The 24,622-nt window shown below is 73.7% G+C and carries 25 protein-coding genes; 13 read left to right on the top strand and 12 right to left on the bottom strand.

Features of this window, described 5'->3' with window-relative positions:
• Positions 1-61 precede the first annotated feature (61 nt).
• Positions 62-2,158, top strand: a complete 2,097-nt coding sequence (locus N5875_RS17800) for a restriction endonuclease (protein WP_338494781.1) — start codon at positions 62-64, stop codon at positions 2,156-2,158.
• A gap of 207 nt (positions 2,159-2,365) precedes the next feature.
• Here the strand turns inward: N5875_RS17800 and N5875_RS17795 are convergent, their stop codons facing one another.
• Positions 2,366-3,754, bottom strand: a complete 1,389-nt coding sequence (locus tag N5875_RS17795; protein WP_338494778.1) for an FAD-dependent oxidoreductase — start codon at positions 3,752-3,754, stop codon at positions 2,366-2,368.
• Between the two features lie 300 nt (positions 3,755-4,054).
• On the opposite strand from N5875_RS17795, the gene N5875_RS17790 reads away from it, so the two are divergent.
• The 4 genes from N5875_RS17790 (at position 4,055) to N5875_RS17775 (ending at position 6,228) form a co-directional block, all read left to right on the top strand.
• Positions 4,055-4,327: a hypothetical protein gene (locus N5875_RS17790; RefSeq protein ID WP_338494776.1), complete on the top strand. Its 273-nt coding sequence runs from the start codon at positions 4,055-4,057 to the stop codon at positions 4,325-4,327.
• Complete coding sequence (locus tag N5875_RS17785; RefSeq protein ID WP_338494773.1) at positions 4,324-5,211, top strand: aminoglycoside phosphotransferase family protein; 888 nt, start codon at positions 4,324-4,326, stop codon at positions 5,209-5,211. Before N5875_RS17790 ends, N5875_RS17785 begins: the two co-directional genes overlap by 4 nt.
• A 186-nt stretch (positions 5,212-5,397) precedes the next feature.
• Positions 5,398-5,877: a GNAT family N-acetyltransferase gene (locus N5875_RS17780; protein ID WP_318208545.1), complete on the top strand. Its 480-nt coding sequence runs from the start codon at positions 5,398-5,400 to the stop codon at positions 5,875-5,877.
• A gap of 9 nt (positions 5,878-5,886) precedes the next feature.
• Positions 5,887-6,228 carry a hypothetical protein gene (locus N5875_RS17775; protein WP_318208546.1) on the top strand — a complete coding sequence of 114 codons (342 nt, stop codon included), beginning with the start codon at positions 5,887-5,889 and terminating at the stop codon, positions 6,226-6,228.
• A gap of 48 nt (positions 6,229-6,276) precedes the next feature.
• Here the strand turns inward: N5875_RS17775 and N5875_RS17770 are convergent, their stop codons facing one another.
• Both N5875_RS17770 and N5875_RS17765 read right to left on the bottom strand, forming a co-directional pair.
• Positions 6,277-7,275, bottom strand: a complete 999-nt coding sequence (locus tag N5875_RS17770) for a zinc-binding dehydrogenase (RefSeq protein ID WP_338494770.1) — start codon at positions 7,273-7,275, stop codon at positions 6,277-6,279.
• A gap of 57 nt (positions 7,276-7,332) precedes the next feature.
• Positions 7,333-8,544 (bottom strand): FAD-dependent oxidoreductase, encoded by a 1,212-nt coding sequence (locus tag N5875_RS17765; protein ID WP_338494768.1) that lies wholly within the window; start codon positions 8,542-8,544, stop codon positions 7,333-7,335.
• 116 nt (positions 8,545-8,660) lie between these two features.
• Here N5875_RS17765 and N5875_RS17760 point away from each other — a divergent pair, with 116 nt between their 5' ends.
• A complete protein-coding gene (locus tag N5875_RS17760) occupies positions 8,661-9,335 on the top strand; it encodes a pentapeptide repeat-containing protein (RefSeq protein ID WP_338494765.1) in 675 nt (224 codons plus the stop codon).
• 86 nt (positions 9,336-9,421) lie between these two features.
• On the opposite strand, the gene N5875_RS17755 is transcribed toward N5875_RS17760, so the two are convergent.
• From N5875_RS17755 to N5875_RS17745, 3 genes are read right to left on the bottom strand one after another with little or no spacing between them, the layout of a single operon-like run.
• On the bottom strand, positions 9,422-9,922 hold the full coding sequence (locus N5875_RS17755; protein ID WP_318208550.1) for a hypothetical protein: 501 nt from the start codon (positions 9,920-9,922) through the stop codon (positions 9,422-9,424).
• 13 nt (positions 9,923-9,935) lie between these two features.
• Positions 9,936-10,673 carry a response regulator transcription factor gene (locus tag N5875_RS17750; RefSeq protein ID WP_338494762.1) on the bottom strand — a complete coding sequence of 246 codons (738 nt, stop codon included), beginning with the start codon at positions 10,671-10,673 and terminating at the stop codon, positions 9,936-9,938.
• Positions 10,670-11,941, bottom strand: coding sequence for a sensor histidine kinase (locus N5875_RS17745; RefSeq protein WP_318208552.1), 1,272 nt, complete (start codon positions 11,939-11,941; stop codon positions 10,670-10,672). The genes N5875_RS17750 and N5875_RS17745 overlap by 4 nt, the downstream gene beginning before the upstream one ends.
• 269 nt (positions 11,942-12,210) lie before the next feature.
• Between N5875_RS17745 and N5875_RS17740 the strand changes: the two genes are divergently transcribed.
• The gene (locus tag N5875_RS17740) at positions 12,211-13,167 is read left to right on the top strand and encodes an ATP-binding cassette domain-containing protein (RefSeq protein ID WP_338499190.1); all 957 of its coding nucleotides are present in this window, start codon (positions 12,211-12,213) and stop codon (positions 13,165-13,167) included.
• Complete coding sequence (locus N5875_RS17735) at positions 13,164-13,967, top strand: ABC transporter permease (RefSeq protein ID WP_318208553.1); 804 nt, start codon at positions 13,164-13,166, stop codon at positions 13,965-13,967. The genes N5875_RS17740 and N5875_RS17735 overlap by 4 nt, the downstream gene beginning before the upstream one ends.
• Positions 13,968-13,977: 10 nt before the next feature.
• On the opposite strand, the gene N5875_RS17730 is transcribed toward N5875_RS17735, so the two are convergent.
• From N5875_RS17730 to N5875_RS17720, 3 genes are all read right to left on the bottom strand, one after another.
• Positions 13,978-15,183, bottom strand: a complete 1,206-nt coding sequence (locus tag N5875_RS17730; RefSeq protein ID WP_318208554.1) for an FAD-dependent monooxygenase — start codon at positions 15,181-15,183, stop codon at positions 13,978-13,980.
• 184 nt (positions 15,184-15,367) lie between these two features.
• Positions 15,368-15,988, bottom strand: coding sequence for a response regulator transcription factor (locus tag N5875_RS17725; protein WP_030223700.1), 621 nt, complete (start codon positions 15,986-15,988; stop codon positions 15,368-15,370).
• Positions 15,988-17,169: a sensor histidine kinase gene (locus N5875_RS17720; protein WP_318208620.1), complete on the bottom strand. Its 1,182-nt coding sequence runs from the start codon at positions 17,167-17,169 to the stop codon at positions 15,988-15,990. Before N5875_RS17720 ends, N5875_RS17725 begins: the two co-directional genes overlap by 1 nt.
• Positions 17,170-17,467: 298 nt before the next feature.
• Between N5875_RS17720 and N5875_RS17715 the strand changes: the two genes are divergently transcribed.
• The 3 genes from N5875_RS17715 (at position 17,468) to N5875_RS17705 (ending at position 20,105) form a co-directional block, all read left to right on the top strand.
• Positions 17,468-18,007, top strand: coding sequence for a heme-binding protein (locus N5875_RS17715; RefSeq protein WP_318208621.1), 540 nt, complete (start codon positions 17,468-17,470; stop codon positions 18,005-18,007).
• A 111-nt stretch (positions 18,008-18,118) separates the two neighbouring features.
• Positions 18,119-19,585 carry a M1 family metallopeptidase gene (locus N5875_RS17710; protein WP_338494753.1) on the top strand — a complete coding sequence of 489 codons (1,467 nt, stop codon included), beginning with the start codon at positions 18,119-18,121 and terminating at the stop codon, positions 19,583-19,585.
• 76 nt (positions 19,586-19,661) lie between these two features.
• Entirely contained in the window at positions 19,662-20,105 is a 444-nt protein-coding gene (locus N5875_RS17705; RefSeq protein ID WP_318208556.1) for an NUDIX domain-containing protein, read from the top strand.
• On the opposite strand, the gene N5875_RS17700 is transcribed toward N5875_RS17705, so the two are convergent.
• Complete coding sequence (locus tag N5875_RS17700) at positions 20,083-20,607, bottom strand: GNAT family N-acetyltransferase (protein WP_338494750.1); 525 nt, start codon at positions 20,605-20,607, stop codon at positions 20,083-20,085. The two genes, N5875_RS17705 and N5875_RS17700, sit on opposite strands and share 23 nt — an antisense overlap.
• 73 nt (positions 20,608-20,680) lie before the next feature.
• Complete coding sequence (locus N5875_RS17695; RefSeq protein WP_318208558.1) at positions 20,681-21,256, bottom strand: TerD family protein; 576 nt, start codon at positions 21,254-21,256, stop codon at positions 20,681-20,683.
• 115 nt (positions 21,257-21,371) lie between these two features.
• Here N5875_RS17695 and arfB point away from each other — a divergent pair, with 115 nt between their 5' ends.
• The gene (gene arfB, locus N5875_RS17690) at positions 21,372-21,809 is read left to right on the top strand and encodes an alternative ribosome rescue aminoacyl-tRNA hydrolase ArfB (protein WP_209496113.1); all 438 of its coding nucleotides are present in this window, start codon (positions 21,372-21,374) and stop codon (positions 21,807-21,809) included.
• Positions 21,810-21,874: 65 nt separating this feature from the next.
• On the opposite strand, the gene N5875_RS17685 is transcribed toward arfB, so the two are convergent.
• A complete protein-coding gene (locus N5875_RS17685; protein WP_318208559.1) occupies positions 21,875-22,438 on the bottom strand; it encodes a flavin reductase family protein in 564 nt (187 codons plus the stop codon).
• Positions 22,439-22,733: 295 nt separating this feature from the next.
• On the opposite strand from N5875_RS17685, the gene cdgB reads away from it, so the two are divergent.
• Entirely contained in the window at positions 22,734-24,581 is a 1,848-nt protein-coding gene (gene cdgB, locus N5875_RS17680; RefSeq protein WP_338494744.1) for a diguanylate cyclase CdgB, read from the top strand.
• Positions 24,582-24,622: the final 41 nt, after the last annotated feature.

Genomic DNA, 24,622 nt, shown 5'->3' with positions numbered 1-24,622 from the left:
TGGTCGTCACGGGGGCTTACTGGTGGCTGGGCTGGGGTGTTCTGCGGGAGGGGTGGGGCTGATGGGGCGGCGTTCCGGGGGGCTGATCGGAGTGTGGGCCGAGCAGCAGCGGGTGGCGCAGCGGCAGCGGGAGGGGCAGCATCAGGCCGTGCTGCGGCAGCAGCGGGACGCCGAGCGGCAGCAGCGGGCGTACGAACGGGATGTCGCCCGGATGCAGCGGGAGCAGAAGGCCGCCTATCGGCAGCGGCGGGAGGCCGACGCCCTGCGGCGCACCCAGGAGTTGGACGCGCGCGTCGCCGAGCTCGAAGGGTTGTTGGCCGCCGGGTGCCGGGCTCCTGCCTTCAGTGTCGCCGGCCTGCGGAGGGCGGAGGACGTCGAGCCGTTCTCGCCCGGCCCGCTCGGGGAGCCCGTACCCATGCCCGATCAGCGGTTCTACCAGCCCGAGGCCGCCTGGTCCGCCTCCGGGCGGGCCCAGGCCGAGCGGGACGCGCGCGCCCGGTTCGAGCGGGACTGGTACGCCGCCCAGGCCGCCGAAGCGCGGCGCGTCGAGCAGTTGGCCGCCTATCGGAGGGCGTACGACGACTGGGCCGCCGCGCGGCTCGATGAGATACGTGCCCACAACCGTGGGGTCGCCGGGACCGAGACCGCCCTCGGCGGCCAGGATCCCGAGACCGTCGTCGAGTTCTTCTCCGCCGTCCTCTTCGCCTCCACCGCCTGGCCCGAGGGCTTTCCCCGCGAGGTGTCCGCCGCCTACGAGCGCGGCCGACGCCGGCTCGTCCTCGACTGGGACCTTCCCGGGTACGACATCGTGCCCGGGGCCAAGGGCGTGAAGTACCTGCCGAGTACCGATCAGGAGAAGGAGGTTCCCCGGCCCGTCACCCAGCGGCGCGCCCTCTATCGGGACGTGCTCGCGCAGAGCGTGCTCCTCGCCGTGCGTGAGCTCTTCGCCGCCGACCGGTCCGGCGCCCTCGACAGCGTCACCCTCAACGGGTACGTCGCCGGCGTCGATCCCGCCACCGGGCTCGCCGGCCGGGTGTGCGTCGCCTCCGTCGCCGTGGACCGGGGTGTCTTCGACCGGCTGAACCTGGAGTTCGTGGGTGCTGTGGAGTGCCTGACCGGCGCTCTCGCCGGGCGGCTCTCCGCGAAGCCCGACGAGCGGGTCGCCGTCGCCCCCCTGTGGACTCCCGATCAGGTCGGGGCCGATGTGGTCGTGCAGGGGGACGGGGAGGAGCCCGATCTGCTCGCCATGGACCCGATCGCGTTCGAGGGGCTCGTCGCCCGGCTGTTCCGTGCGCGGGGGCTCCAGGCCGTCACCACCCAGCGGTCCAACGACGGCGGCGTCGACGTCGAGGCCCTCGACCCCGACCCGATCCGTGGCGGGTCGATCCTCGTCCAGGTGAAGCGGTACCGGAACACCGTCCCTCCGTCCGCCGTGCGCGACCTCTTCGGGACCGTGCAGAGCGCCGGCGCCAACAAGGGTGTTCTCGTCACCACTTCGGGGTTCGGGCCTGGCTCGTACACCTTCGCCAACGGCAAGCCCCTGACCCTGATCTCCGGGGCCGAGCTGGTCGATCTGCTGCATCAGCACGGACTCCGGGGCCGGTTGGGGCCGGGGACGGCCCCCGCGCCCGTGGCCGCCGCGCCCGTCACCGCCCCCACCGCCGAGGCCGATGACGACTTCAATCTGCTCGGGATGGACTGGGCCGGGTCGGCCGCCCTCGACGTCTGCGCGCTCGTCTGCTCCGGTCAGCGGGTCCTCGGCGACGAGTGGTTCGTCTTCTTCAACAACCCCTCCACGCCCGACGGTTCCGTCGCCATGGTCGCCGCCCCGTCCGGCGACCGGGCCGCCGTCCGCGTCGGTTTCGACGCGCTCCCGGACCGCGCCGACCGCCTCGTGCTCGTCGCCGCCGTCGACCCCGAGGTCAACCCGGACGCGGACCTCGGGGGGTTCACCGACGCCGGCATCCGGCTGCGCGACGACTCCGGCGCCGAACTCGACCGGCTCGTCGTGTCCGACGGCCGCCCCGGCGAGACCGCCCTCGTCCTCGGGTCCTTCCGGCGGCGCGCCGGCGGCGACTGGGACTTCGTTCTCGGGGGGAAGGGGTATCGGGGCGGGCTCGAGGAGTTGGTGGGGGACTTCGGTATCGAGGTGGAGTGAGGCCGGCGTCGCGCGGCGGCCGGGTCGGGGGCACTGGGGCCTGAGCTGCGGGGCCCAGGCTCCCCCGAGGGCCTTGGCGCCCCCCCCGAGGGCCCAGGCACCCCGAGGCCTAGGCTCCCCCGGGGGCCCAGGCCCCCCGAGGCCCAGGCTCCCGGAGGCCCAGGCCTCCCTGAGGCTCAGGCCCCCCCGAGGGCCTTGGCCCCTTCCTCAGCGGCCGCTCAAACGGTTCGCCAGGATCGCCACCCTGTCCGTCGTCGCCGCGTGGCCCGTCGCCTCGCGGCGGTCCGCGCCCCGGAAGGCCGCGTACATCGTCTGGACTCCCAGCCAGCGCAGCGGCTCGGGCTCCCACTTGCGGACCTTGTGGTTCACCCAGGGCAGGGCGGTGAGGTCGGTCGGGCCCGACTGGCCGGAGTCCTGCTGGATGAGGTCGCGCAGGGTGCGGGCCGCGAGGTTGGCCGTGGCGACGCCCGAGCCGACGTAGCCGCCCGCCCAGCCGAGGCCGGTGGAGCGGTCGAGGGTGACCGTGGCGCACCAGTCGCGCGGGACGCCGAGGACACCGGACCAGGCGTGGTCCACCCGTACCCCCGCCAGCTGGGGGAAGAAGCGGACCAGGATGTCGCGGAGCGCCTCGATCGTCTGGGGCTGCGTGCGGCCGTCGTTGTCCGTCTTCGAGCCGAAGCGGTACGGGACTCCCCGGCCGCCCAGCGCGATGCGGCCGTCGGCGGTGCGCTGGGCGTACATGTAGGCGTGCGCCATGTCGCCGAGGGTCTCGCGGCCCTCCCAGCCGATCGACTCCCACTGGGCGTCGGTGAGCGGCTCGGTGGCGATCATGGAGGAGTTCATCGGCAGCCAGGTGCGGCGCTGTCCGGCGAGGGAGGCCGTGAAGCCCTCGGTGCAGCGCAGGATGTACGGGGCGCGGACCGTGCCGTACGGGGTGACGGCGTGCTTCGGCTTGATCTCGGTGACCGGCGTCGACTCGTGGATGGTGACGCCGAGCGCCTCGACGGCCGCCGCGAGGCCCTTCACCAGTTTCACCGGGTGCAGGCGGGCGCCGTGCGGGGTCCAGGAGGAGCCGACGGCGCCGGTGACGCGGACGCGCTCGGAGGTCTCGCGGGCCCCGTACATCTCCCGGTCCGTCTCGCCGAAGGCGATCTCGACGGCGTGGAAGTCCTTGAGGCGGGCGAGCTGGGCGGGGGAGAGGGCGACCTCCAGGACGCCGCCGCGGTGCTGGTCGGCCTCGATCTTCTCGGTCTCGCAGACGTCGAGTACCTCGGTCACGGTGGCGTTCATGGCCTGCTGGAGGCGGACGGCGGCCTCGTGGCCGTGGAGCCTGGCGTAGCGGTCGCGGCCGGCGATGCCGTTGTAGAGCCAGCCGCCGTTGCGGCCGGAGGCCCCGTACCCGCAGAACTTCGCCTCAAGGACGGTGATGTTGAGGAAGGGGACGGCCTTCTTGAGGTAGTAGGCGGTCCACAGGCCCGTGTAGCCGCCGCCGACGATGCAGACGTCGGCGGTGGTGTCGCCGGGGAGCGGTTCGCGGGGAGCGGGGGCGCCGTCCTGCGCGTACCAGAACGAGATGCCGCCGTTGACCGTACTCATGTGTATCCCTCTTCCGGGTGCGTGGGCGGGAGGTTACCGGGGGCCTTGGTCCTGTGGATACGGGTCCTTCGGCGGCGATTCCCGGCCGGGGCCCGGCCTAGGTTCGAGGGTGGACGGCGCAGGCGTGGCCGCCACGGATTTCGTCGCTCCGGAAGGACTCCCCCATGCCCGTACGCAGGACCCGGCGGCTGGTCGCCGCGGCTGTCTCGGCAGGTGTCATCGGCCTTGCGGTGCTGGGGTGTTCGGGGGGCGGGGCGCCGACGGCCGCCGTGGTTCGAGGCGAGCGGGGGGACGGTCCTCGTGGAGGAGGCCGCGGCGGGCGCCGTGAAGGTCGAGTACGTCGTCGCCTCCTTCCTCGACGACCGGACCGGTGGTACGGCCTCGGCGCGGGACGCGAACGCGCTGCGGGCGTCGGTGGACGCGGGGCCTGGGAAGTTCGCGGCGTTCCAGGCGGCCCTCTTCGCCTCGCAGCCGACGGCCGGGACGGAGGACGGGTACTCCGTCGGGCATCTGCTGCGGATCGCCGACCAGGTGGAGGGGCTGCGGAGCGCCGCGTCTAGGGTCGTGGGGTGATCCACGTACCGGAGGAACTGGCGGCGTCGCAGGCGAAGTACAACGGTGAGGCGGGTCGGGCGTTCGTCGCCGGACTGCCCGGGCGGGCCGAGGAGTTCCTCGGCCGGTGGGGGCTGCGGGTCACGGGCCCGTCCATGTACGGGGTGGTCTCCCTGGTCCTGCCCGTCGAGCGGGTCGCCGACGGCACGCGCGCCGCGCTGAAGATGCAGCTCCTGGACGACGAGACCGAGGGGGAGCCGGTCGCGCTGCGCGCCTGGGACGGCCGCGGGGTCGTGCGGCTCCTCGACCACGACGCCGGTACGGGCACGATGCTCCTGGAACGGCTCGACGAGGCCCGGCCGCTGAGCTCCGTCGCCGACACGCGGGAGGCGACGGGCGTCGTCGCGGGGCTGCTCGCCCGGCTGGTGGCGGTGCCCGCGCCGGAGGGGCTGCGGGGGCTCGGCGACATCGCGGCCGGGATGCTCGCGGACGTGCCGGACGCGGCCGGACGCCTCGGCGCGGAGGACGCGGCGGTACTGCGGGACTGCGCGGCGGCCGTACGGGAGGTGGCGGGCGAGCCGGGCGACCGGCTGCTCCACTGGGACCTGCACTTCGGGAACGTGCTCGCCGCCGAGCGGGAACCCTGGCTGGCCATCGACCCCAAGCCGCTCGCCGGCGACCCGGGCTTCGAGCTGCTGCCGGCCCTGATGGACCGCTTCGACCCGGCGGACGTCCTGTGGCGCTTCGACCTCCTCGCCGAGGTCGTCGGCGACCGGGGGAGGGCGGTGGCGTGGACGCTGGGGCGGGTGCTGCAGAACGGGCTGTGGGACGTGGCGGCCGGGGAGCCGGAGCTGGACGAGGAGCAGGTGGAGGTGGCGCGGATTCTGCGGGCGGCGCGGGGGTGAGGCCTGTGCGGCCTGGGGCAGCGGGCGGGGAGCAGCGGCGGGGAGGGGCGGCGAGGGGGCGGTGAGGAGGGGGCGGTGAGGGGGCGAGGAGGGGCGGTGAGGGGGCGAGGAGGGGCGGTGAGGCCGTTCGTCGGGCCCCGTGAAACCTCCTGGCCAGGACGGGTGCGCCCGAGGCAGGCTTGCCCCATGATCCGTACAGCCACGCCTGCCGACGTTCCCGTCATCCATACCCTCGTCCGTGACCTCGCGGAGTACGAGAAGGCCCTCGACGAGGTCCGTACGACCCCCGAGCAGCTCCACGAGGCCCTCTTCGGCGAGCGCCCCGCCGCCTTCGCGCACGTCGCCGAGACCGAGGACGGCGAGGTCGTCGGCTTCGCGATCTGGTTCCTCAACTTCTCGACCTGGCGCGGAGTCCACGGCATCTACCTGGAGGACCTGTACGTCCGCCCGGAGGTGCGCGGCGGCGGCCACGGCAAGGCACTGCTGACCGAACTGGCCCGGATCTGCGTCGAGCGCGGGTACGAGCGCCTGGAGTGGTCCGTACTGAACTGGAACACGCCGTCGATCCAGTTCTACGAGTCCCTCGGCGCCCGCCCGCAGGACGAGTGGACGGTCTACCGCCTGACGGACGGGGCGCTGGCCGAGCTCGGTGGGGCGGGGGTGTAGGAAGGGGGCATGGATACGGACATTGAGCAGCGGTTTCAGCGGATCACGGCGTTCATCGAGGCGCGGTTGACGCCGCTCTTCGACCCGGCGAACGGGAGCGACCACGGGTTCGGCATGGACGACACCTCCCGGGCCCTGCGCGCCGCGCGGTACACCGTGCAGGCCGCCTCCGCCGTCAACGGGCTGGTGGAGAAGCGGGAGTCGGCGCCCGAGCTGCGGCATGTGGTGGACCAGGCGCTGGAGCACAACTGGGACGTGCTGCGCTCCGTCGCCCGGATGTGGGAGGACCACCCCGACTTCCTGAAGGAGTTCAAGGCGCACTCCTGGGATGTGGTCGGGGCCGCCGTCTGAGGCCCGCCCGGTTCCAGGTTCCAGGTTCCAGGTTCTAGGTTCTAGGTTCTAGGGGATCAGGACCACCTTGCCCGTCGTGCCCCGCGTCTCCAGGGCGCGGTGCGCGCCCGCCGCGTCCGACAGCGGGAAGCGGTGGACCGCCGGGCGGAGGGTGCCCGTGGTCGCGGCGTCCAGGGCGGCGAGTTCGAGGTTGCGGACGTCGCCGCCCGCCTTCCGGAGCATGGCGGGGCCGAGGACGGACTCCGACGTGATGCCGCGCGCGGCCAGTTCCTCCGGTGTGAAGGTGAGCGGCTCGCCGTCGTGGAGTCCGGCGCTCGACCAGCCGAAGACGATGTGCTGCCCGCCCTTGCCGAGGAGGTCGACGGCGGCCCGGCCGGTGTCGCCGCCGACCGAGTCGAAGACGACGGTGGCGGTGCGCCCGTCCAGGTATGCGCGGACCTTCTCCGGCCATTCGGGCAGCTTGTAGTCGACGGCCAGGTCGGCGCCGTTCTCCTCGACGAGCGCGACCTTCGCCGGGCCGCCGGCGAGGCCGATGACGGTGGCGCCGGCGTTCTTGGCGTACTGGACGAGCAGGGTGCCGATGCCGCCGGCCGCCGCGGGGACGATCGCCACCGAGTCGGGGCCGAGCTCGGTGAACTGCAGGATGCCCAGGGTGGTGCGGCCGGTGCCGATCATCGCGACGGACTCCGCCTCGCCGAGGTGGTCGGGCAGGGCGTGGAGGCGGGCGGCGTCGGTGACGGCGAGCTCGGCGTAGCCGCCGGGGGCCATGCCGAGGTGGGCGACGACCCGCCTGCCGAGCCAGGCCGGGTCGGTGCCCTCGCCGAGCGCGTCGACGGTGCCGGCGACCTCGCGCCCCGGGATCGTGGGCAGTTCGGCGGGCGCCGGGAAGGGGCCCGTCATGCCCTCCCGGAGCGCGGTGTCGAGGAGGTGCACCCCGGCCGCCGCGACCTTGATACGGACCTGGCCGGGGCCCGGTACGGGGTCCGGGGCCTCCTCGTACGTGAGGTTCTCGGCGGGTCCGAAGGCGTGGAGGCGGATGGCGTGCATGGCGTTCCCCGTTCGTCGCGTGGGTGATCGGTGTCCGACGAGGAACAGCCTCCAACCTCAAGCATGCTTGAGGTCAAGCCCCTTCCGCGGGACGCCTCGCTCCGTCCGCGGGACACCTCGTCCCGTGCGGAGCGCCAGCGACACCGCCTCCACCGCGCTCGTGAACGCCACTTCCGCCAGGACGCCGGGCGCCGCCACCTGGTCGCCCACCAGGTACACGCCGTCTCCCCGCTCGACGGCCGGCCGGTCGCGCCAGGTCGTGCCGGGCCGGTCGACCGCCCCCGTACGCCCCTGGGACACCGACTCCCGCCGCCACACCGTCCGCTCGCGCCAGCCCGGGAAGCCGAGGTCGAGGAGGCGTTCGGCGTGGGCCACGCCGTCCGCCTTCGACTCGTCGGGGCCGATCGGCAGTTGGGCCTGGATCAGCTGCTCCCCGGCCGGGGCCAGCGAGGGGTCCTGGGCCGTGAAGCGCTCGATCCAGCCCGGCGCGTCCAGGTCCGAGATCACGAACGGGTCGCCCTTCCGGGTCCGCAGCGCCAGGTCGAACAGGACCGTACGGCCGCTCTCCCAGGTCAGCGACGGGTCGCCGAGCAGCCGGGCGGCGGCCGGCAGGGCGGTCGCGACGACCACGGGCCCCTCGCCGAGCGGCAGGTCGGCGAGGCTCTCGACACGGGACGACGTCTCGATCCGTACGCCCGTCTCCCACGCGCGCGCGATCATCCGTTCGATCAGCTCGCCCCAGCCCCCGCGCACGTATCGCGCCTCGGGCGGCAGCGCGGCGGTCCGGTGCAGACGCTCCTGCACGAAGCGGGCGGAGAGCGCGCCCGGGTCGTGGTGGAAGGTCGCGACCCCGACGTACGCGGCGGCGGCGTCCGCCGCCCGCTCACCCACGAGCCCGGTGGCCCAGCTGCGGAAGTCCAGGTCCACGGGGGCCTGTTCCGCGCCGCGGAGGGACTGCCGCAGCATGCCGAGCGGCGGGGTGCGGCGCAGGGCGCCGCCGCGGTGGAAGCGGAACCGGAGGGCCTCGGAGACCGGCAGCGGGGCCGGCGCGCCGATGAGGCCGCGCTGCTTGAGCCAGGTCCAGTGCGGGCCGCCGTCGTAGAGCGCGTGCGGACCTTCGTTGGTGAGGTACGGGCCCTCGGCGGTGCGCGCCCGGCCCCCGGGGGTGCGGTGCGCCTCGTGGACGGTCACCTTGACGCCCGCCTCGGCGGCGGTGATGGCCGCGGTCAGTCCGGCGAAGCCGCCGCCGATGATCGTGAGCTTCCGCATGTCGCTCTCCTGTCCTCCGTGTCGACCTGGTGTGTCCGGTCTCGCAAGGGGGACGAGGGGCGGGGCCGCGTTCGTGACATCGGGGCGTTGTCAGTGGCGTACATCACCATGGGGGCATGGCGACGACTCGGAAGAAGAAGACGGCGGTCGCGGGGGCGCGGCGGCCCGAGCTGCGGCTCCCTCCCCTGGAGCCGTACGGGGGAGGGCTGGAACCGGACGGGGACTACGACGGCCTCGAACTGACCGGCCTCGACCTCACGGGGCAGTCGGCGGAGGGCGCGCGGTTCCTGGACTGCGCGCTGCGCGAGTGCGGGCTCGACGAGGCGCGGCTGACGGGAGCCCGGTTCCTCGACTCGGTGCTCACGGGCGTACGGGGGGTGGGGACGGTCCTCGCCGGGGCGCAGCTGCGGGACGTGGAGCTCGTGGACGCCCGGCTCGGCGGGGCGCAGCTGCACGGGGCGGTGCTGGAGAGAGTGGTCGTACGGGGAGGGAAGAGCGACTACCTGAACCTGCGGTCGGCGAAGCTGAAGGACGTCGTCTTCGAGGGGTGCGTGCTGAGCGAGCCCGACTTCGGGGGCGCCTCGCTCGAACGGGTGGAGTTCGTGGACTGCGTGCTCACGGGGGTGGACTTCAGCGGGGCGCGGCTCAAGGACGTGGACCTGAGAGGCGTCCAGCGGCTGGAGATCGCGCGCGGGGTGGAGTCGCTCGCGGGCGCGGTGATCTCGACGGCCCAGCTCCTCGACCTCGCGCCGGTGCTCGCGGCGCAGCTGGGGGTGCGGGTGGAGGAGTAGCGGGCTGGGCGCCTGGGGGGACGGCGTGCCTGGGGGGACGGTGCGCCTAGGGGGACGGTGTGCCCAGGGGAGGGGTGTGCCCGGGGTCAGGGCAGGCGGGGGAAGCGGGCCTGGAGGGACCAGATGGCCGGGTTGTCGGCGAGGCCCTCGTGCATGTCCGTGAGGTCCGCGATCAGGTCGTGCAGGAAGTCGCGGGCCTCACGGCGGAGCACCTTGTGGTTGAAGGTGAGCGGCGGCTCGTCGCCCGGCATCCAGTCGGCCTCGACGTCCACCCAGCCGAAGCGGCGCTCGAAGAGCATGCGGTCCGAGGACTCGGTGAAGTCGAGCTCGGCGTACTGCGGCTGGGAGGCGCGGTTGCCGCGCGGGTCCTGGTCGATCTGCTCGACGATGTCGCACAGGGCCCAGGCGAAGTCGAGGACCGGCACCCATCCCCAGGCTGTGGACACCTCGCGGTCCGTCTTCGTGTCGGCGAGGTACACGTCTCCGCAGAACAGGTCGTGGCGCAGGGCGTGGACGTCCGCGTGGCGGTAGTCGGTCTGCGGCGGGTCGGGGAAGCGACGCGAGAGGGAGTAGCCGATGTCGAGCACGGAACCGATGGTGTCACGGCGCCAGGCCCGCCTCGTACGCGAGGATCACCAGCTGCACCCGGTCGCGGGCGTCCAGCTTGGTGAAGAGGCGCGCCACGTGCGCCTTGGCGGTGGCCGCGCTGATGTGGAGCCGTTCCGCGATCTCGCCGTTGGACAGACCCCGGCCGACGAGGGCGAGCACCTCGCGCTCCCGCGCGGTGACTCCGGGGAGGGTACGGGGATCCCGTTCGGGTCCCGGGCGGGAGCCGGGCTCCGGGCCGGTGCCGGGTCCCGGACGGGTGCCGGGCTCCGGACGGGCCGCGAACTCCTCGATCAGGCGGCGTGTGACGCCCGGCGCGATCAGGGCGTCCCCGGCGGCGACGACCCGGATCGCCGCGAGGATGTCGTCCAGGGCCATGTCCTTGACCAGGAAGCCGCTGGCGCCGGAGCGGAGCGCGCCGTACACGTACTCGTCGTCGTCGAAGGTGGTGAGGACGAGGACCCGGGGCGCGCTGGGGCCGGCCGTGACGATCCGGGTGGCCTCGATGCCGTCCATGCCGGGCATCCGCACGTCCATCACGACCACGTCGGGCCGTAGCTCGCGGGCGAGCCGGACGGCCTCGTCGCCCGTGCCCGCCTCGCCGACCACGGCGAGGTCGGGGCTGTCCGCCATCAGGACGCGCAGGCCCGCCCGTACCAGCGGCTGGTCGTCGACGAGGAGCACGTGGATCGGGGGGATCGGGGGGATCGGGGCGGCGGTGCCGTCGCTCATGGGGCGGGGGTTCCTTCCTGGGCCGGTTCCGGTTCCGGCGCAGTGAGGGGCAGGGGGATGGGGAGCGGCTGGGACAGGGGCAGTACGGCGGTCACGTGGAAGCCGCCGCCGGGGCGCGGGCCCGCCGAGAAACGGCCGCCGAGGAGTGCGGTGCGTTCCCGCATCCCGACGATGCCGTACCCGGCCGAGTCGGGCGCGGTCCGAGCGGCGGGCGCGGCGCCGGGTTTCGTCGGGTGGCCGTCGTCCGTGATCTCGACGAGCAGCGCGTCCTCGCCCCGTTCCACGGTCACCCGGCAGGTGGGCGTGCCCGCGTGCCGTACGACATTGGTCAGCGACTCCTGGACGATCCGGTACGCGGCGAGGCCGACCTCCGGTGGCAGTGACCGGTCCGGGTCGCCGAGGTGCCGCACCTCGACCCGTACGCCCGCGTCCGCCGTCGACGCGACGAGCCGGTCCAGGTCCGTGATGCCCGGCGCGGGGTCGCGCGGTGCGGGGGCGTGCCCCGGCCCGAGCCCGGGGGCGTCCTGGGCGGAGGCCCGCAGCGCGCCCAGGGTGCGGCGCAGACCGGCGAGGGTCTCCCGGCTGGTGGTCTCGATGGTGGCGAGGGCGTTGCGGGCCTCGTCGGGCTGGGTCTCGATGACCCGGCGGCCGACGCCCGCCTGGATGGCGATGACGCCGATGCTGTGCGCGATCACGTCGTGCAGCTCGCGGGCGATCCGCAGCCGTTCGGCGGTGACGGCCTCGGCCGCCGCCCGGGAGCGCAGCTCGGCCGCGTGCGCGCGTCGCTCACGCGTCGAGTGGCCGAGCAGCCCCGCGGTGAACAGCGCGAGGGCCAGGGCGACGACGGTGGTGACGAAGACGTCCTGACCCGAGGTCGTGTACAGCGCCGAGCCGATCTGCACGGTGAGCGTCACGGCGGCGGCGGGCAGGGCGACCCGGAGCAGCGGACGACGGGCCGCGAGGAGGCCGACGCAGGCGTCGGCGGCGAGGACCGGAAGGTAGGTCAGTTCGGGGTACGGCCGGGTCGTCGACGCGGCGAACAGGCCGACGAGCAGCAGTCCGAGCGCCGCCTCGGGCCTGCGGCGCGCGAGCGGGAGCAGGAGCCCCACGGCGACGGCGCTGAGGAACAACCGCAGCTCGGCGGAGCGGAAGGGCCCGGCCTGTACGCCCGTGAGGAGGACGAAGGGATGGACGGCGGCGGCGCACCAGGCCAGGAGGGCGGGGACGCGCCCGGGGGCTCGGGGCGGCGGGCTGGGCGTGGCGGGCATGTGGCCGATCGTAGGCGCGGAGGGGTGGCCGGACATCGGCCCACGGGCGTACGCCGACGGGCCACCGTCCCCGCCCGGTTGTGGCCGGCCGGCCGATGCCGGTGGGGGTGCCGTCCCGGCAGCGTGGTCCTGTGATCGAAGCCCATGAACTGACCAAACGCTACGGCCGCCGCACCGTCGGCCGCGCCGGCCGAGCCGCCCTCGCCGGCACCGTCGGCCGGACCGCCCTCGCCGGCCGCACCTCCCGGGCCGGCCGGGCCGCCATCGCCCTGACCCGCCGTGAAGAGGCAGCCGTCCCCACCCCCACCCGTCTCGCTGTCGACCGTCTCGCCGTCGACCGGCTCGGCTTCACCGTGCGGGCCGGGCGGGTGACCGGGTTCCTCGGGCCCAACGGGGCCGGGAAGTCCACGACGCTGCGGCTGATCCTCGGTCTCGACGAGCCGACGTCCGGGAGCGCGACCGTCGACGGGCGGCGGTTCCGGGACCTGCCCCGGGGGCTGCGCCACGTCGGGGCGCTGCTCGACGCGCACGACGTGCACGGCGGGCGGACCGCCGAGGGTCATCTCGCCGCGCTCGCCCGTACCAACGGCATCCCGCGCCGCCGGGTCGGCGAGGTCCTCGACGAGGTGGGTCTCGCGGAGGCGGCCCGCCGCCGGATCGGCGGCTACTCCCTCGGCATGAAGCAGCGGCTCGGGATCGCCGCCGCCCTCCTCGGCGACCCTCCCGTGCTGCTCTTCGACGAGCCGGTCAACGGCCTCGACCCGGAGGGCGTGCTGTGGGCGCGCGGGCTGTTCCGTCGGCTGGCCGCCGAGGGGCGGACGGTGTTCGTCTCCAGCCATCTGATGAGCGAGATGGAGCACACCGCCGACGACCTCGTCGTCATCGGCCGCGGCAGGCTGATCGCCGCCGAGAGCCTGGCGGACTTCGCCGCGCGCGGCACCGGCGCCGGAACCGGCCGGGGCGTGACCGTGCGGACCGCCGACCCGGCCGCCGGACCGGGCCTCGCCGCCGTACTGACCCGCGCCGGGGCGACCGTAGGACCGCCCGAAGAGGGAGCAGGGGCGTTCACCGTGACCGGGATGAGCGGGGACCGGATCGGGATGCTCGCCTTCCGGAACGGCACACCGCTCGCCGAACTGGCGTCGCGGGGCTCGTCCCTGGAGGACGCGTTCATGGAACTGACCGCCGACAGCGTCGAGTACCAGCGGAAGGGACACGCCCGATGAACGCCCGCTTCCGTGACCTCCTCGCCGGCGAGTGGATGAAGCTGTGGTCGCTGCGCTCCACCCCCTGGGCGTTCGGCGTCGGCGCCTTCGCCGTCCTCGCCGTCAACCTCAACGCCACCTTCGCCGACTACCGCAATTACCCGCGCTACCCCGAGGGCATCCGTGAACTCTTCGTGCCCATCTGGGCCATGCGGGACGCCTTCACGCTCGGCGGGGCCATGGTGTTCATGCTGGCGACCGGGGCCGTCGGCGCGCTCGTGATCGTCGGCGAGTACGGCACCGGGCAGATCCGTACGACCTTCGCCGCCGTCCCCGACCGGCGGGCCGTGATCGCGGCGAAGGCGCTCGTCCTGGCGGGCGTGATGCTCGTGTACGGGGCGCTCGTCGCCGGAGTGTCCTTCGCCGCCACCCAGGCGGTGCTGTCCGGCCGGGACGTCGGCATGTCGATCGGCTACCCGGGAGCGGCGGCGGCCGTCACCGCGTCCGCACTGCTCGCCCCCGTGTCCGCGCTCGTCGGCTTCGGCCTCGGGGCGCTGCTGCGGCACACGGCGACGACGATCGTCGGCCTCACCGGGGTGCTGCTCCTGCTGCCCGCGCTCCTCGACGGGCGCAGCCGCTGGTCGGCGACGTTCCTGCACGCCCTGCCGCAGGGCGCGTGGCAGCGGCTTACGGAGGTGGGGGACTCGCCGGTGCCGGTGGAGTTCCCGTGGACGACGGGCGGCGCGTGGACGGTGTACGCGGTCTGGTCGCTCGCCGCGGTGGCGGTGGCCCTGGTCGCGGTCCACCGCCGGGACGTCTGACGCGGGCGCCTCAGCGGCGGCCGTGGACCGCCCGCGCCACCCGCGGGCCCAGCCAGCGCTTGAACCGGCGCAGCGGCTCCAGCTGTTCGGCGGCCCGGTCGATCCGGTAGTAGAGCTGCGGCGGGATGTGCGGGAGCAGCGGCGAGTGGCGCTGGCCGAGCAGCGCGAACATCTGCGCCGGCTCCAGGCGCATGTACCGCGGGAGGTTCTCGTACCACTGGGCGCTGTAGCGGGCCGCGCTCTGCGCGGAGACGAGCTCGGCGCGGCGCCGCTTCCCGTACGTGGTGAGGGCCGTGTCCAGGTCGGCGTGCGTACGCAGCGCGTCCGCCAGGACCAGCGCGTCCTCCAGGGCCAGGGTGGTGCCCGCGCCGATCGAGTAGTGCGTGGTGTGGGCGGCGTCGCCGAGGAGGACGAGGTTGCCGCGGTGCCAGACCCGGTTGGTGAGGGTGCGGAAGGTGAGCCACTGGGCGGCGTCGTCGGCCCGGTCCCGGCCGATCAGCTCGTGCCCGTCGAGGAGGTCGTGGAACAGCTTTTCGAGGAGGTGCAGGCTGTCGGCCTCGCCGAGCGTGTCGAGACCGAGACCGGTCCACGTCTCCCGGGAGCACTCGACGACACACGTCGAACGCTCGCCGCTGAACCCGTAGGCGTAGCACCAGATCCAGCCGCGCTCGGTCTCCTTGAAGGCGAAGCTGAAGGAGTCGAAGACCTTGGTGGTGCCGAGCCAGATGTACTGGTTGCGGCCGCTCGTGACCGCGCTGCCGAAGTGCTCCGGGTGGGCCTCGCGGAGCACGCTGTTGACGCCGTCGGCGGCGACCACCAGATCCGCGTCGGCCAGCTCGGGCGCGTCCGGGCCCGCGATGTCGTGCTCGAACTCGACGCGTACGCCGAGCTCTTCGGCCCGGTCGGCGAGCAGCGCCAGCATCCGCCGCCGCCCGATGCCGAAGCCCGCGTCTCCGCGGTGGACGGTGCGCTCGTCACGGACGATCGCGACCCCGTCGGTCCAGGTCACCGAGGCCTCGGCGACGGCGGCCGCGGACTCGGGGTCGCCCGCGCGGAGCTTGTCGAGGAGCCCGGCCCAGTACGTCACGCCCCAGCCGTACGTGGAACCCGCGGGGTTCCGCTCGTACACGGCGATCTCGTGGGCGGGGTCCTGCCGCTTCAGCAGGATCGAGAGGTAGAGGCCGGCGGGTCCGCCGCCGACGATCGCGAGCTTCACGTGCGCTCCCACTGGGACTGAATTGCTGACACCGTGCGGTTGAAGGGCAACGCAGAGTAGCAGCGGAGGGGCGCGCGTATGACGAGGCGCGGTGTCGCGTCCGGACGAGGCGCGGTGTCGCGTACGGGCGAGGCGCGGTGTCGCGTATGACGACGCGCGGTGTCGCGTACGGACGAGGCGCGGTCTACGGCAGCAGGCGCCGTTCCTTCGCGACCGCGACCGCGCCCGCGCGCGTGTCGACGCCGAGCTTCGCGTAGATGCGGCCGAGGTGGGTCTTCACCGTCGCCTCGCTGATGAACAGCGCCCGCGCGATCTCCCGGTTGCCGAGGCCCCGCCCCAGCTGGCCCAGGATGTCCCGCTCCCGGTCCGTGAGGCTCGGGCCCGCCGCGCCCCGCATCCGGTCCATGACCCGGCTGGCGACCGGCGGGGAGAGGGCGGTGCGGCCCTGGGCGGCCGAGTGGATCGCGGCGAACAGCTCCTCCGGCCGCTCGGCCTTGAGGAGGTAGCCGGTGGCGCCCGCCTCGATGGCCCGGGTGATGTCGGCGTCCGTGTCGTAGGTGGTGAGGACGAGTACGTGGACGCCGGTGGGCGCGATCAGGCGGGTCGCCTCCACGCCGTCGATGCCCGCGCCCAGCTGGAGGTCCATCAGGACGACGTCCGGCTTCAGCTTCGCCGCCATCGCGACGGCCTCCTCGCCGCTGCCGGCCTCGCCGACGACCTCGATGTCGGGGGTGCTGCCGAGCAGGGCGAGCAGGCCGGCGCGGACGACGACGTGGTCGTCGCAGAGGAGGATCCGTACGGACATCACGACTCCTGGGAGGGCGGGTTCGGGGGCGGGTTCGGCGGCGGGGGTGGGGCCGAGGGCGGGTTCGCCGGGTGCGGACCCGGGAGGGGGATCGCGGCCGAGAGCACCGTGCCCTCGCCCGGCGTGGACTCGACTGTCAGGGTGCCGCCCAGCTGCCGCGCCCGCACGCGCATCGCGGGCAGCCCGTGCCCCCGCACGCCGCCCGGAGTCTCGACCGGGTCGAAGCCGCGGCCGTCGTCGGCGATGTCCAGGACCACCTGGTCGTCGAGGTAGGTGAGGGTCAGGGCGGCGGAGTCGGCGCCGGCGTGCTCGCGGATGTTGGCGAGGGCGCCCTGCGCGATCCGCAGGAGCGCCGACTGCACCCGTTCGGGGAGCGGGACCGCGGTCCCGTCGACCCGGAAGGCCGTCGACTCGCGGGCCGCCAGGCCCCGCAGGGCCTCTTCGAGGCCGCCGCCCTCGGCGAGGTCGGCGGGTGCCAGGTCGTGGACGAAACGGCGGGCCTCGGCGAGGTTGCGTTCGGCGATGGACTCGGCCGTACGGACATGGCGGCGGGCGGTGGCCGGGTCGCTGTCCCAGGTGCGGTCGGCCGCCTGGAGCAGCATCTGCTGACTGGACAGGCCCTGCGCCAGGGTGTCGTGGATCTCCATGGACAGCCGCTGGCGCTCGGCGAGGGTGCCCTCGCGGCGCTCGATCGCGGCGAGTTCGCGCCGGGTGCGGATCAGGTCGTCGATGAGCGCCCGCTGACGGGCCGCCTGCCGGTCCGAGTACACGAAGACCCCGGTGGCGATGGCGGCGACGGCCGGCGGAGCGACGATCAGGTTCGGGTCCCAGCCGCCGTGCGCGAGCTGCACCTGTGCGAACACCACGAACGCGGTGAGCAGCGTGACCAGGCCGAGCGCGGCCCGCGCCGGGAGGGTGCGCAGGCCCGTGTAGAAGAGCGGCACCGCGCACCAGGCGAAGCTCGGCGCGAGGACGACGAGGAGGATCCAGACGGCGACGACGGTGCCCAGCCAGGCGATCCGGCGGGGCGCGGCGCGGGTGCCGACGACGGGCCCGAGGAGGTAGAGGGAGGCGAGGGCGCCGGAGAGGGCGACGATCCAGGGGCTGCGGTCCTCCCAGGGGTGGCGCAGCAGGAAGCGGGCGAGCGAGGCGCCGAGGAGGAGGAAGAAGGCGATGTGCATGACCCGCGCGAGCCAGCGGGCGTCGGGGTCCCGCTCCTGGGTCTCCGTCGGCCGTGTCACGTTCTCACCTTCCTGACCTGGGGATATCTGTCCATCCTGGCCCGGGGGGACCACGGGGGCATCAGCCGATCGGCTGACCCGGCCGTCCTCCAGTGTGCGTGAGCAGGGCAGCCGGACCGTGGACCGAACGGCCCGGGTTCCGGCCACAGGATTGATGGCAGAGCGAGGGAACGGCACACACACCGCCCTGCGGCTCGAACGGCCTCCTCATCCGCACCTCACCCTCACGGAGTTCCTCATGAAGAAGATCCTCTTCGGTGCCACCGCCGCCGCTGTCGTCGCCGCCGGTACCTTCGGCGCGGTCTCCGCGAACGCCTCCGCCCCGGCCGCCGCCCCTGCCGCCGTGGTCCGCGCCGACGCCGGCGACGACAACCTCCAGCAGTCGACCCACCTGACGATCGAGGCCGCCACCAAGGCCGCGCAGGCGACCCTCGACGCCGCCGAGAAGGAGAACCAGCGTGTCTCCGTCGCCGTCGTCGACCGCAACGGCAACACCATCGTCACCCTGCGCGGCGACGGCGCCGGCCCGCAGTCCTACGAGTCGGCCGAGAAGAAGGCGTACACCGCCGTGTCCTGGAACGCCCCGACCTCGGAGCTGGTCAAGCGCCTCGCGAACGCCCCGACCCTGAAGGACATCCCCGGCACCCTCTTCCTCGGCGGCGGCGCCCCGGTGACCGCCAAGGGCGCGCCCATCGCGGGCATCGGTGTCGCGGGCGCCCCCTCGGGCGACCTCGACGAGAAGTTCGCCCAGGCCGGCGTCGCCGCCCTCGACAAGTAGCCCCCCGGCCATCACAAGTAGCCCCCGGCCACCCCACAGCCGGTGACGGCGCCCGGATCCCCCGCCGGGCGCCGTCACCTTTCGCGTATCGGCCCTGCATAGGATCGATACGTGACCCAGCGCAACCGGACGGACCGGCGCCACCGGGCCGGAGCAGCCGCGGGCGGCCTCGCCGCCGCCCTCACCGCCCTCGCACTCCTCGCGGGCGGCTGTACGGAGGCCACCGGCGGCGTCCGGGGAACCCCCGGGGCCGCCGGGCTGCGCGACCCGTACTTCCCGAGGCTCGGCAACGGCGGCTACGACGTGAGCCACTACGCCCTCACGCTCGCGTACGAGCCCCGGACCGGGCGGCTCGACGGCACCGCCGAGATCACCGCCCGCGCCACCCAGGACCTCAGCGCCTTCAACCTCGACCTCGCCGGGCTCACCGTCGACCGGGCGTCCGTCGACGACGCGCCCGCCGCGGTCAACCGGGCCGGGAACGAGTTGACGCTCCGGCCGCGCGAGGAGATCCGCGAGGGCGCGGAGTTCCGGACCACCGTCACCTACCGGGGCGTGCCCGAGCCGATCACGGACGCGGACGGCTCCGAGGAGGGCTGGCTGCGCACCGACGACGGTGCCGTGGCGGTCGGCGAACCGGCCGGCTCGATGACCTGGTTCCCGGGCAACCACCACCCCTCCGACAAGGCCGCGTACGAGCTGACGCTCACCGTCCCGGCCGGACTCGAAGGTCTGTCCAACGGTGTCAGGACCGCCCGCCGGACGGCGGCCGACGGCCGCGTGACGACCGAGTGGCACATGGCCGAGCCGATGGCGAGCTATCTCGCGACGGTCGCGATCGGCCGGTACGAGACGGCGACCGGTGTCGCGAAGGGGGACGGGGACGGGGACGGGGTCGCGACCGGGGCCCCTGACTCCGTCCCCGTGCTCACGGCCGCCGAACGCCCGATCGCCGACGCGACCGCCCCGCTGCGCGGCGAGATCCCCGAGATCATCGCCCGGCAGACCCGGCGCTTCGGGCCGTACCCCTTCTCCAGCGCCGGCGCGATCGTCACCGAGGACGGGACGCTCGGGTACGCCCTGGAGACCCAGACGCGGCCCGTCTTCCCGGCCGCCGCCTTCGACCGGACGACCCTGGTCCACGAGCTGGCCCACCAGTGGTTCGGGAACTCGGTCTCGCCCGCGAGCTGGCGGGACCTGTGGCTGAACGAGGGCTTCGCGACGTACGCCGAGTGGCTGTACACGGAGGAGTACGAGCACGTCCCCGCGCGGACGCACTTCGAGCGGGCCCTCGCCCAGGAGGCCAACTGGGCCTTCCCGCCGGCCTCCCCGCCCACCGCCGAGAACCTCTTCGACCCGCCCGTGTACCAGCGGGGCGCGATGGTCCTGCACATGCTCCGCGAGACGGTCGGGGAGAAGACCTTCGACGAGATCCTCCGCGGCTGGCCCGCGAAGTACCGTCACGCCAACGCCTCCACGGACGACTTCACCGCCTACGCGGAGAGCGTGGCCGGACGCGACCTGGACGAGCTGTGGGACATCTGGCTGTACGGCGAGGAGAAGCCGGACACCCGATGAACCCGGAAGGGAAGCGATGAACCCGGAAGGGAAGCGATGAACCCGGAACGGAAGCGATGACCCCGGAGGGGAAGCGATGAACACCCGCATACGGAGACGCGTATCGGCCTACGCGATCGTCGTCGAGCGCGAGCAGCTGCTCCTGACCCGTCTGTCGGAGGCCTCGGCGGTCTTCGAGCCCGGCCTCTGGCATCTCCCGGGCGGCGGGATCGACCCCGGCGAGCAGCCGGTGGAGGCGCTGGCGCGCGAGCTGTACGAGGAGACGGGCCGGGTGCTCGCCGAGGCCCGGCTGGTCGACGCCCGTACGTACACGGCCACCCGGAACGGTGTGACCTGGCACCTGGTGGCGGTCTTCTACGCGGTGGAGCTCCGGCCCGGCGACCCCCTGGTCGTCACCGAGGTGGACGGCAGTACGGAGGCCGTCGAGTGGCGGCCGCTGACCGCGCCGGTGGAAGAGCTCTCCCCGGCGGCGGCCGACGCGCTCTCCCTGGTCGAGGTCAGGCCAGGCCCTTCCGCATGACCACGCACGGGCGGCCGTGGGCGAGGTCCGGTCGGCGGCCGGTCTCCTCGTAGCCGAGGGAGGTCCAGAAGGCCAGCGCCTTCGGGTTGTTCTCCAGGACGGCGAGCCGCAGGCCCGTACGGCCCCCGGCACGGAAGCGGTCCTCGACGTACGCGGCGAGCCGGCGGCCGTGGCCCGTACGCCGTTCGTCCCCGTGGACCATGAGGAGCCCGAGCCACGGTTCGGGTTCCGCCGGGTCGGGGTGCCGGCCGAGGGTGACGGCGACGGCGACGAGCCGGCCCTCGGAGCGGGCCAGCAGGACCTCGGCCGTGGCCCGCGCGAGTTCGTCGGCGAGGGCGGCCGCGACCTGCTCGGGCCGGATGTCGGACGGGTCCGGGAAGTCGCCGCTCAGCTGCTGGAACTCCTCGTCGGAGGCGTACAGCGCGGTGAGTTCGGTGAGCAGCGGGCCGGGGAGGGCCGCACCGTCCTCCAGGGCCTTGGGCGCGAGGGTTTCGACGATCACGCCGAAAGGTTAGGGCCAACGGGAGAGCCCCGGCCGGGGAAACCCGGCCGGGGCTCTCACGCGTCGTGACGGGTCAGAGGTTGACGCCGAAGTCGCGGGCGATGCCCTCGAGGCCCGAGGCGTAGCCCTGGCCGACCGCGCGGAACTTCCACTCGGCGCCGTTGCGGTACAGCTCGCCGAAGACCATGGCGGTCTCGACGGCCGCGTCCTCGGAGAGGTCGTAGCGGGCGAGCTCGGCGCCGCCGGCCTGGTTCACGATGCGGATGTAGGCGTTGCGCACCTGGCCGAAGTTCTGCGAGCGGTTGACCGCGTCGTAGATGGAGACCGGGAAGACGATCTTGTCGACGTTCGGCGGGAGGGCCGCGAGGTTGACGTTGATCTGCTCGTCGTCGCCGCCGCCCTCGCCGGTGCGGTTGTCACCGGTGTGGACGATGGTCTGGTCCGGCGTCGCCTTGTTGTTGAAGAAGACGAAGTGTGCGTCGGAGGCGACCTTGCCGGCGGCGTCCACGCCGATCGCCGAGGCGTCGAGGTCGAAGTCGGTACCGGTGGTGGTGCGGACGTCCCAGCCGAGGCCCACAGTGACAGCGGTGAGGCCCGGGGCCTCCTTGGTCAGAGAGACGTTGCCGCCCTTGGACAGGCTCACAGCCATGGAAAGTCCCTTTCATCGTGGTGTCTTCGCCTGGAGAAACGCGTGGTGCCCCCGGACGGTTCCCGGTGCTCTCCCGGCGAAAACAGGATGACTCCGATGGCCCCCTGCGGGGAACATGGGAGGCATGTCCGGTCCGTATCCCATCCGCGGCTCCGTCTCGCTCCCCGAGGCCGAGCTCCAGTGGCGTTTCTCGCGTTCCTCGGGCCCGGGCGGTCAGCATGTGAACACCAGCGACTCCCAGGTCGAGCTCCGCTTCGACCTCGCCGCCACCGACGCGCTGCCCGAGGTGTGGAAGGCCCGCGCCCTGGAGCGCCTCGCCACCCGCCTGGTGAACGGCGTCGTGACGGTCCGCGCCTCGGAGCACCGCTCCCAGTGGCGCAACCGCGAGACGGCGGCGGTGCGGCTCGCCGCGCTGCTCGCCGAGGCGACGGCCCCGCCGCCGAAGCCCCGCCGGCCGACGAAGATCCCCCGCGGTATCAACGAGCGCCGGCTGCGCGAGAAGAAGCAGCGCTCGGAGACGAAGCGGACGCGCCAGTCCCGCGACTGGGGCTGATCCGGTCCCGTACCGCCGTACGTCCCGTACCGCCGTACGTCCCGTACCGTCCGTACGTCCCGTCCTCAGGACAGGTGCCGGTACTTCCCCTGGTAGTACGTGAGCGGGCCGCCCTCCGCCGCCCCCGCGGCGACCGTCAGGACCCGGCCCACCACGAGCGTGTGGTCGCCGGCCACGACCCTGCTCTCCGTACGGCACTCCAGGGTCGCCAGCGCGCCGCCCATGAGCGGGGCGCCGCTCTCCTCGCCGCGGGCGTACGGCAGGTCGGCGAAGAGGAGCCGGTCGCTGACCCGGTTCTTCATGGCGAAGCGCCCCGCGATGTGCCGCTGGTTCTCGCCGAGGATCGACACCGCCCAGACGGGCACGTCGGTGAGCAGGTCGTCCATGCGGGAGCCGTTGCGCAGGCTGACCAGGACCAGGGGCGGGTCGAGGGAGACCGAGACGAAGGCCGTGGCCGTCATGCCGACGTCCTCACCGCGCGGGCCGTCGTCGGGGTCGTGCGCGGTCACCAGGACCACGCCGGCCGCGAGGCGGGACATCGCCGCCCGGAACTCGTCGTTGCTCACTCCCTCAGCATGAGGGATGGCCAGATCGGACACGGGGGGCGAGGCGGGAGTTTTCTGCAGCACACCCGCACGCTAGCCCCGGCCCTCCGGCGCCGCATCGGACCGGGGGACCAGTCCGCCACCCCCGCCGGTCCTAGGACCCGGGCGGGAGGCAGGTGCGAGCCGCCGTGACCTGCCATGACCCGCCATGACCTGCTGTGACTTGAGTCACAGCGACCAGTATTTGCTGACCCTGTGTACCGGGTGCGCAGCTCGCTGTGATTCAGTGGCAGTGACAGTGCAATACGAACGGTGACTGTGCAACACGAAGCCGATGAGAACCCTGGAGTTGCTGTCGAGGTCTCGGGGAGAGCGAGCGATGGAGACCGAGTCGGAGCCGTACGTCCGTCTCTCGACCCTGCGGCAGCTGCATCAGGTCGTGGCGGACCTCAACACTGCGCGCAGCCTGGCGGACACCCTGCAGACCGTCGCCGAGGGTGTGGTCGCCGGTCTCAACTACGAGCTTGCCTGCGTCAACCTCGTACGCCCCGACGGTGACCTCGTCGTCGCCGCCTTCGCCGGCAGCTCCGCCGCCGAGGCCCTGATCACCGGCCGGGTCGGCTCCCGCGCCTCCTGGGACCGCCGCCTGTCCATGGCCACCGCCTGGGGCGACCTGCGGTTCATCCCGCACACCGAGGGCTGGGTACTGATGGAGGACGACGTCCCCCAGTGGCACACCGACGGCCCCGCGCCCCGCTTCGAGGACGAGTGGCACCCGCACGACCGCCTCTACGCCCCCATGTACTCGCCCAGGCTCGGCTCCGCCCGCCCGGGGGGACCCCCGCCCGGCTCCGGCCGTGAGCTCCTCGGCGTCATATCCGTCGACCGCCCGCGCAACGGCCGGCACCCTGGTCCCTGGGGCCAGGAGGCGCTCCAGATGTACGCCTCCCAGTCGGCGATCGCCATCAGCAACGCCCGGCTCCGCTCCAACATGCAGCGCGCCCTCGTCCGCCTGGAGCGGGAGCAGCAGGCACTCCGGGCCAGCGAGGAATCCTTCCGGCAGGCCTTCGAGTACGCCCCCTCCGGGATGGCCATCGCCGAGATGGGCGGCGACCAGCACGGCCGGCTCCTGCGCACCAACGACGCCCTGTGCCGGCTCCTCGGCCGGCCCGCCGCCGCGATGCGGCGCTACTCCTTCGCCGACCTCGTCCACCCCGAGGACATAGGGACGCTGCTGCGGACCTCCGCCGAGGGCGGCCGGGCCGAGCTGCGGCTCGGGCGGCGCGACGGCACGTACGTGTGGGTGTCCCTCCGCAACTCGGTCGTCGCCGACGCGGCCGACGGCCCCCGTTTCCTCCTCACCCACGTCGAGGACATCGAGGAGCGCAAGCGGCACGAGCTCCAGCTCGCCCACCGGGCCTCGCACGACGCCCTCACCGGTCTCCCCAACAGCGCCGAGCTGCGGTCCCGGCTCTCCGCCCGGCTGTGCGAGCGCCCGGCGGCGCACGTGTCGGTCGACCAGGCCGCCGGGTACGGCGGTGGGTACGCGTCCGGGGGGTACGACTCCGCGCGGGACGGCGGCTACGAGACGGGACACGACACCGGATACGACAACGGATACGGCACCGGCCAGGACTCCGGTCACACGGGCTACGACCCCGGCGGTTCCGGCGGTTCCGGGGGCTCCGGGGGGTCCGGCCACTCCGGCTACGAGTCGCCGTACGAGCACGAACACGAGCACGGCTTCGGCTTCGAGCCGGCGGGCGTCGGCCCGTACGACCACCATGTCCACATGGTGGCCCCCTCGGGTGGTGACATCGACGACGGCACCAAGGGCCTCGCCGTCCTCTTCTGCGACCTCGACGGCTTCAAGTCGATCAACGACCGCTTCGGGCACCACACCGGTGACGCGGTGCTCATCGAGGTCGCGCGCCGTCTCACCACCGGGGTCCGCGACGGGGACACGGTCGCCCGGCTCGGCGGTGACGAGTTCGTGGTCCTCGCCGACGGTCTCGGCGCGGCGGACGCGGCCGACCTGGCCGTACGCCTGCGCAACGCGATCATTCCGCCGATCCGGGTGGACGGTCGGGCGGTCCGCGTCGGGGCGAGTTTCGGCATCGGCTGGGCCGAATGCGGGATGACCGTGGAAGAGGTCCTGAACTCCGCGGACCAGCGGATGTACGTGGAGAAACGCTCCCGTGCCAAGGTTCACCGCCGCGCCGGCTGAGGCTCCTGACACGCCCGGGGCCGCTTCGGGGGCTGGTCCGT

It is taken from the genome of Streptomyces sp. SJL17-4 (assembly GCF_036826855.1).
In the GTDB taxonomy this organism is placed as follows: domain Bacteria; phylum Actinomycetota; class Actinomycetes; order Streptomycetales; family Streptomycetaceae; genus Streptomyces.
This window is presented reverse-complemented; position numbering and strand designations above follow the sequence as displayed.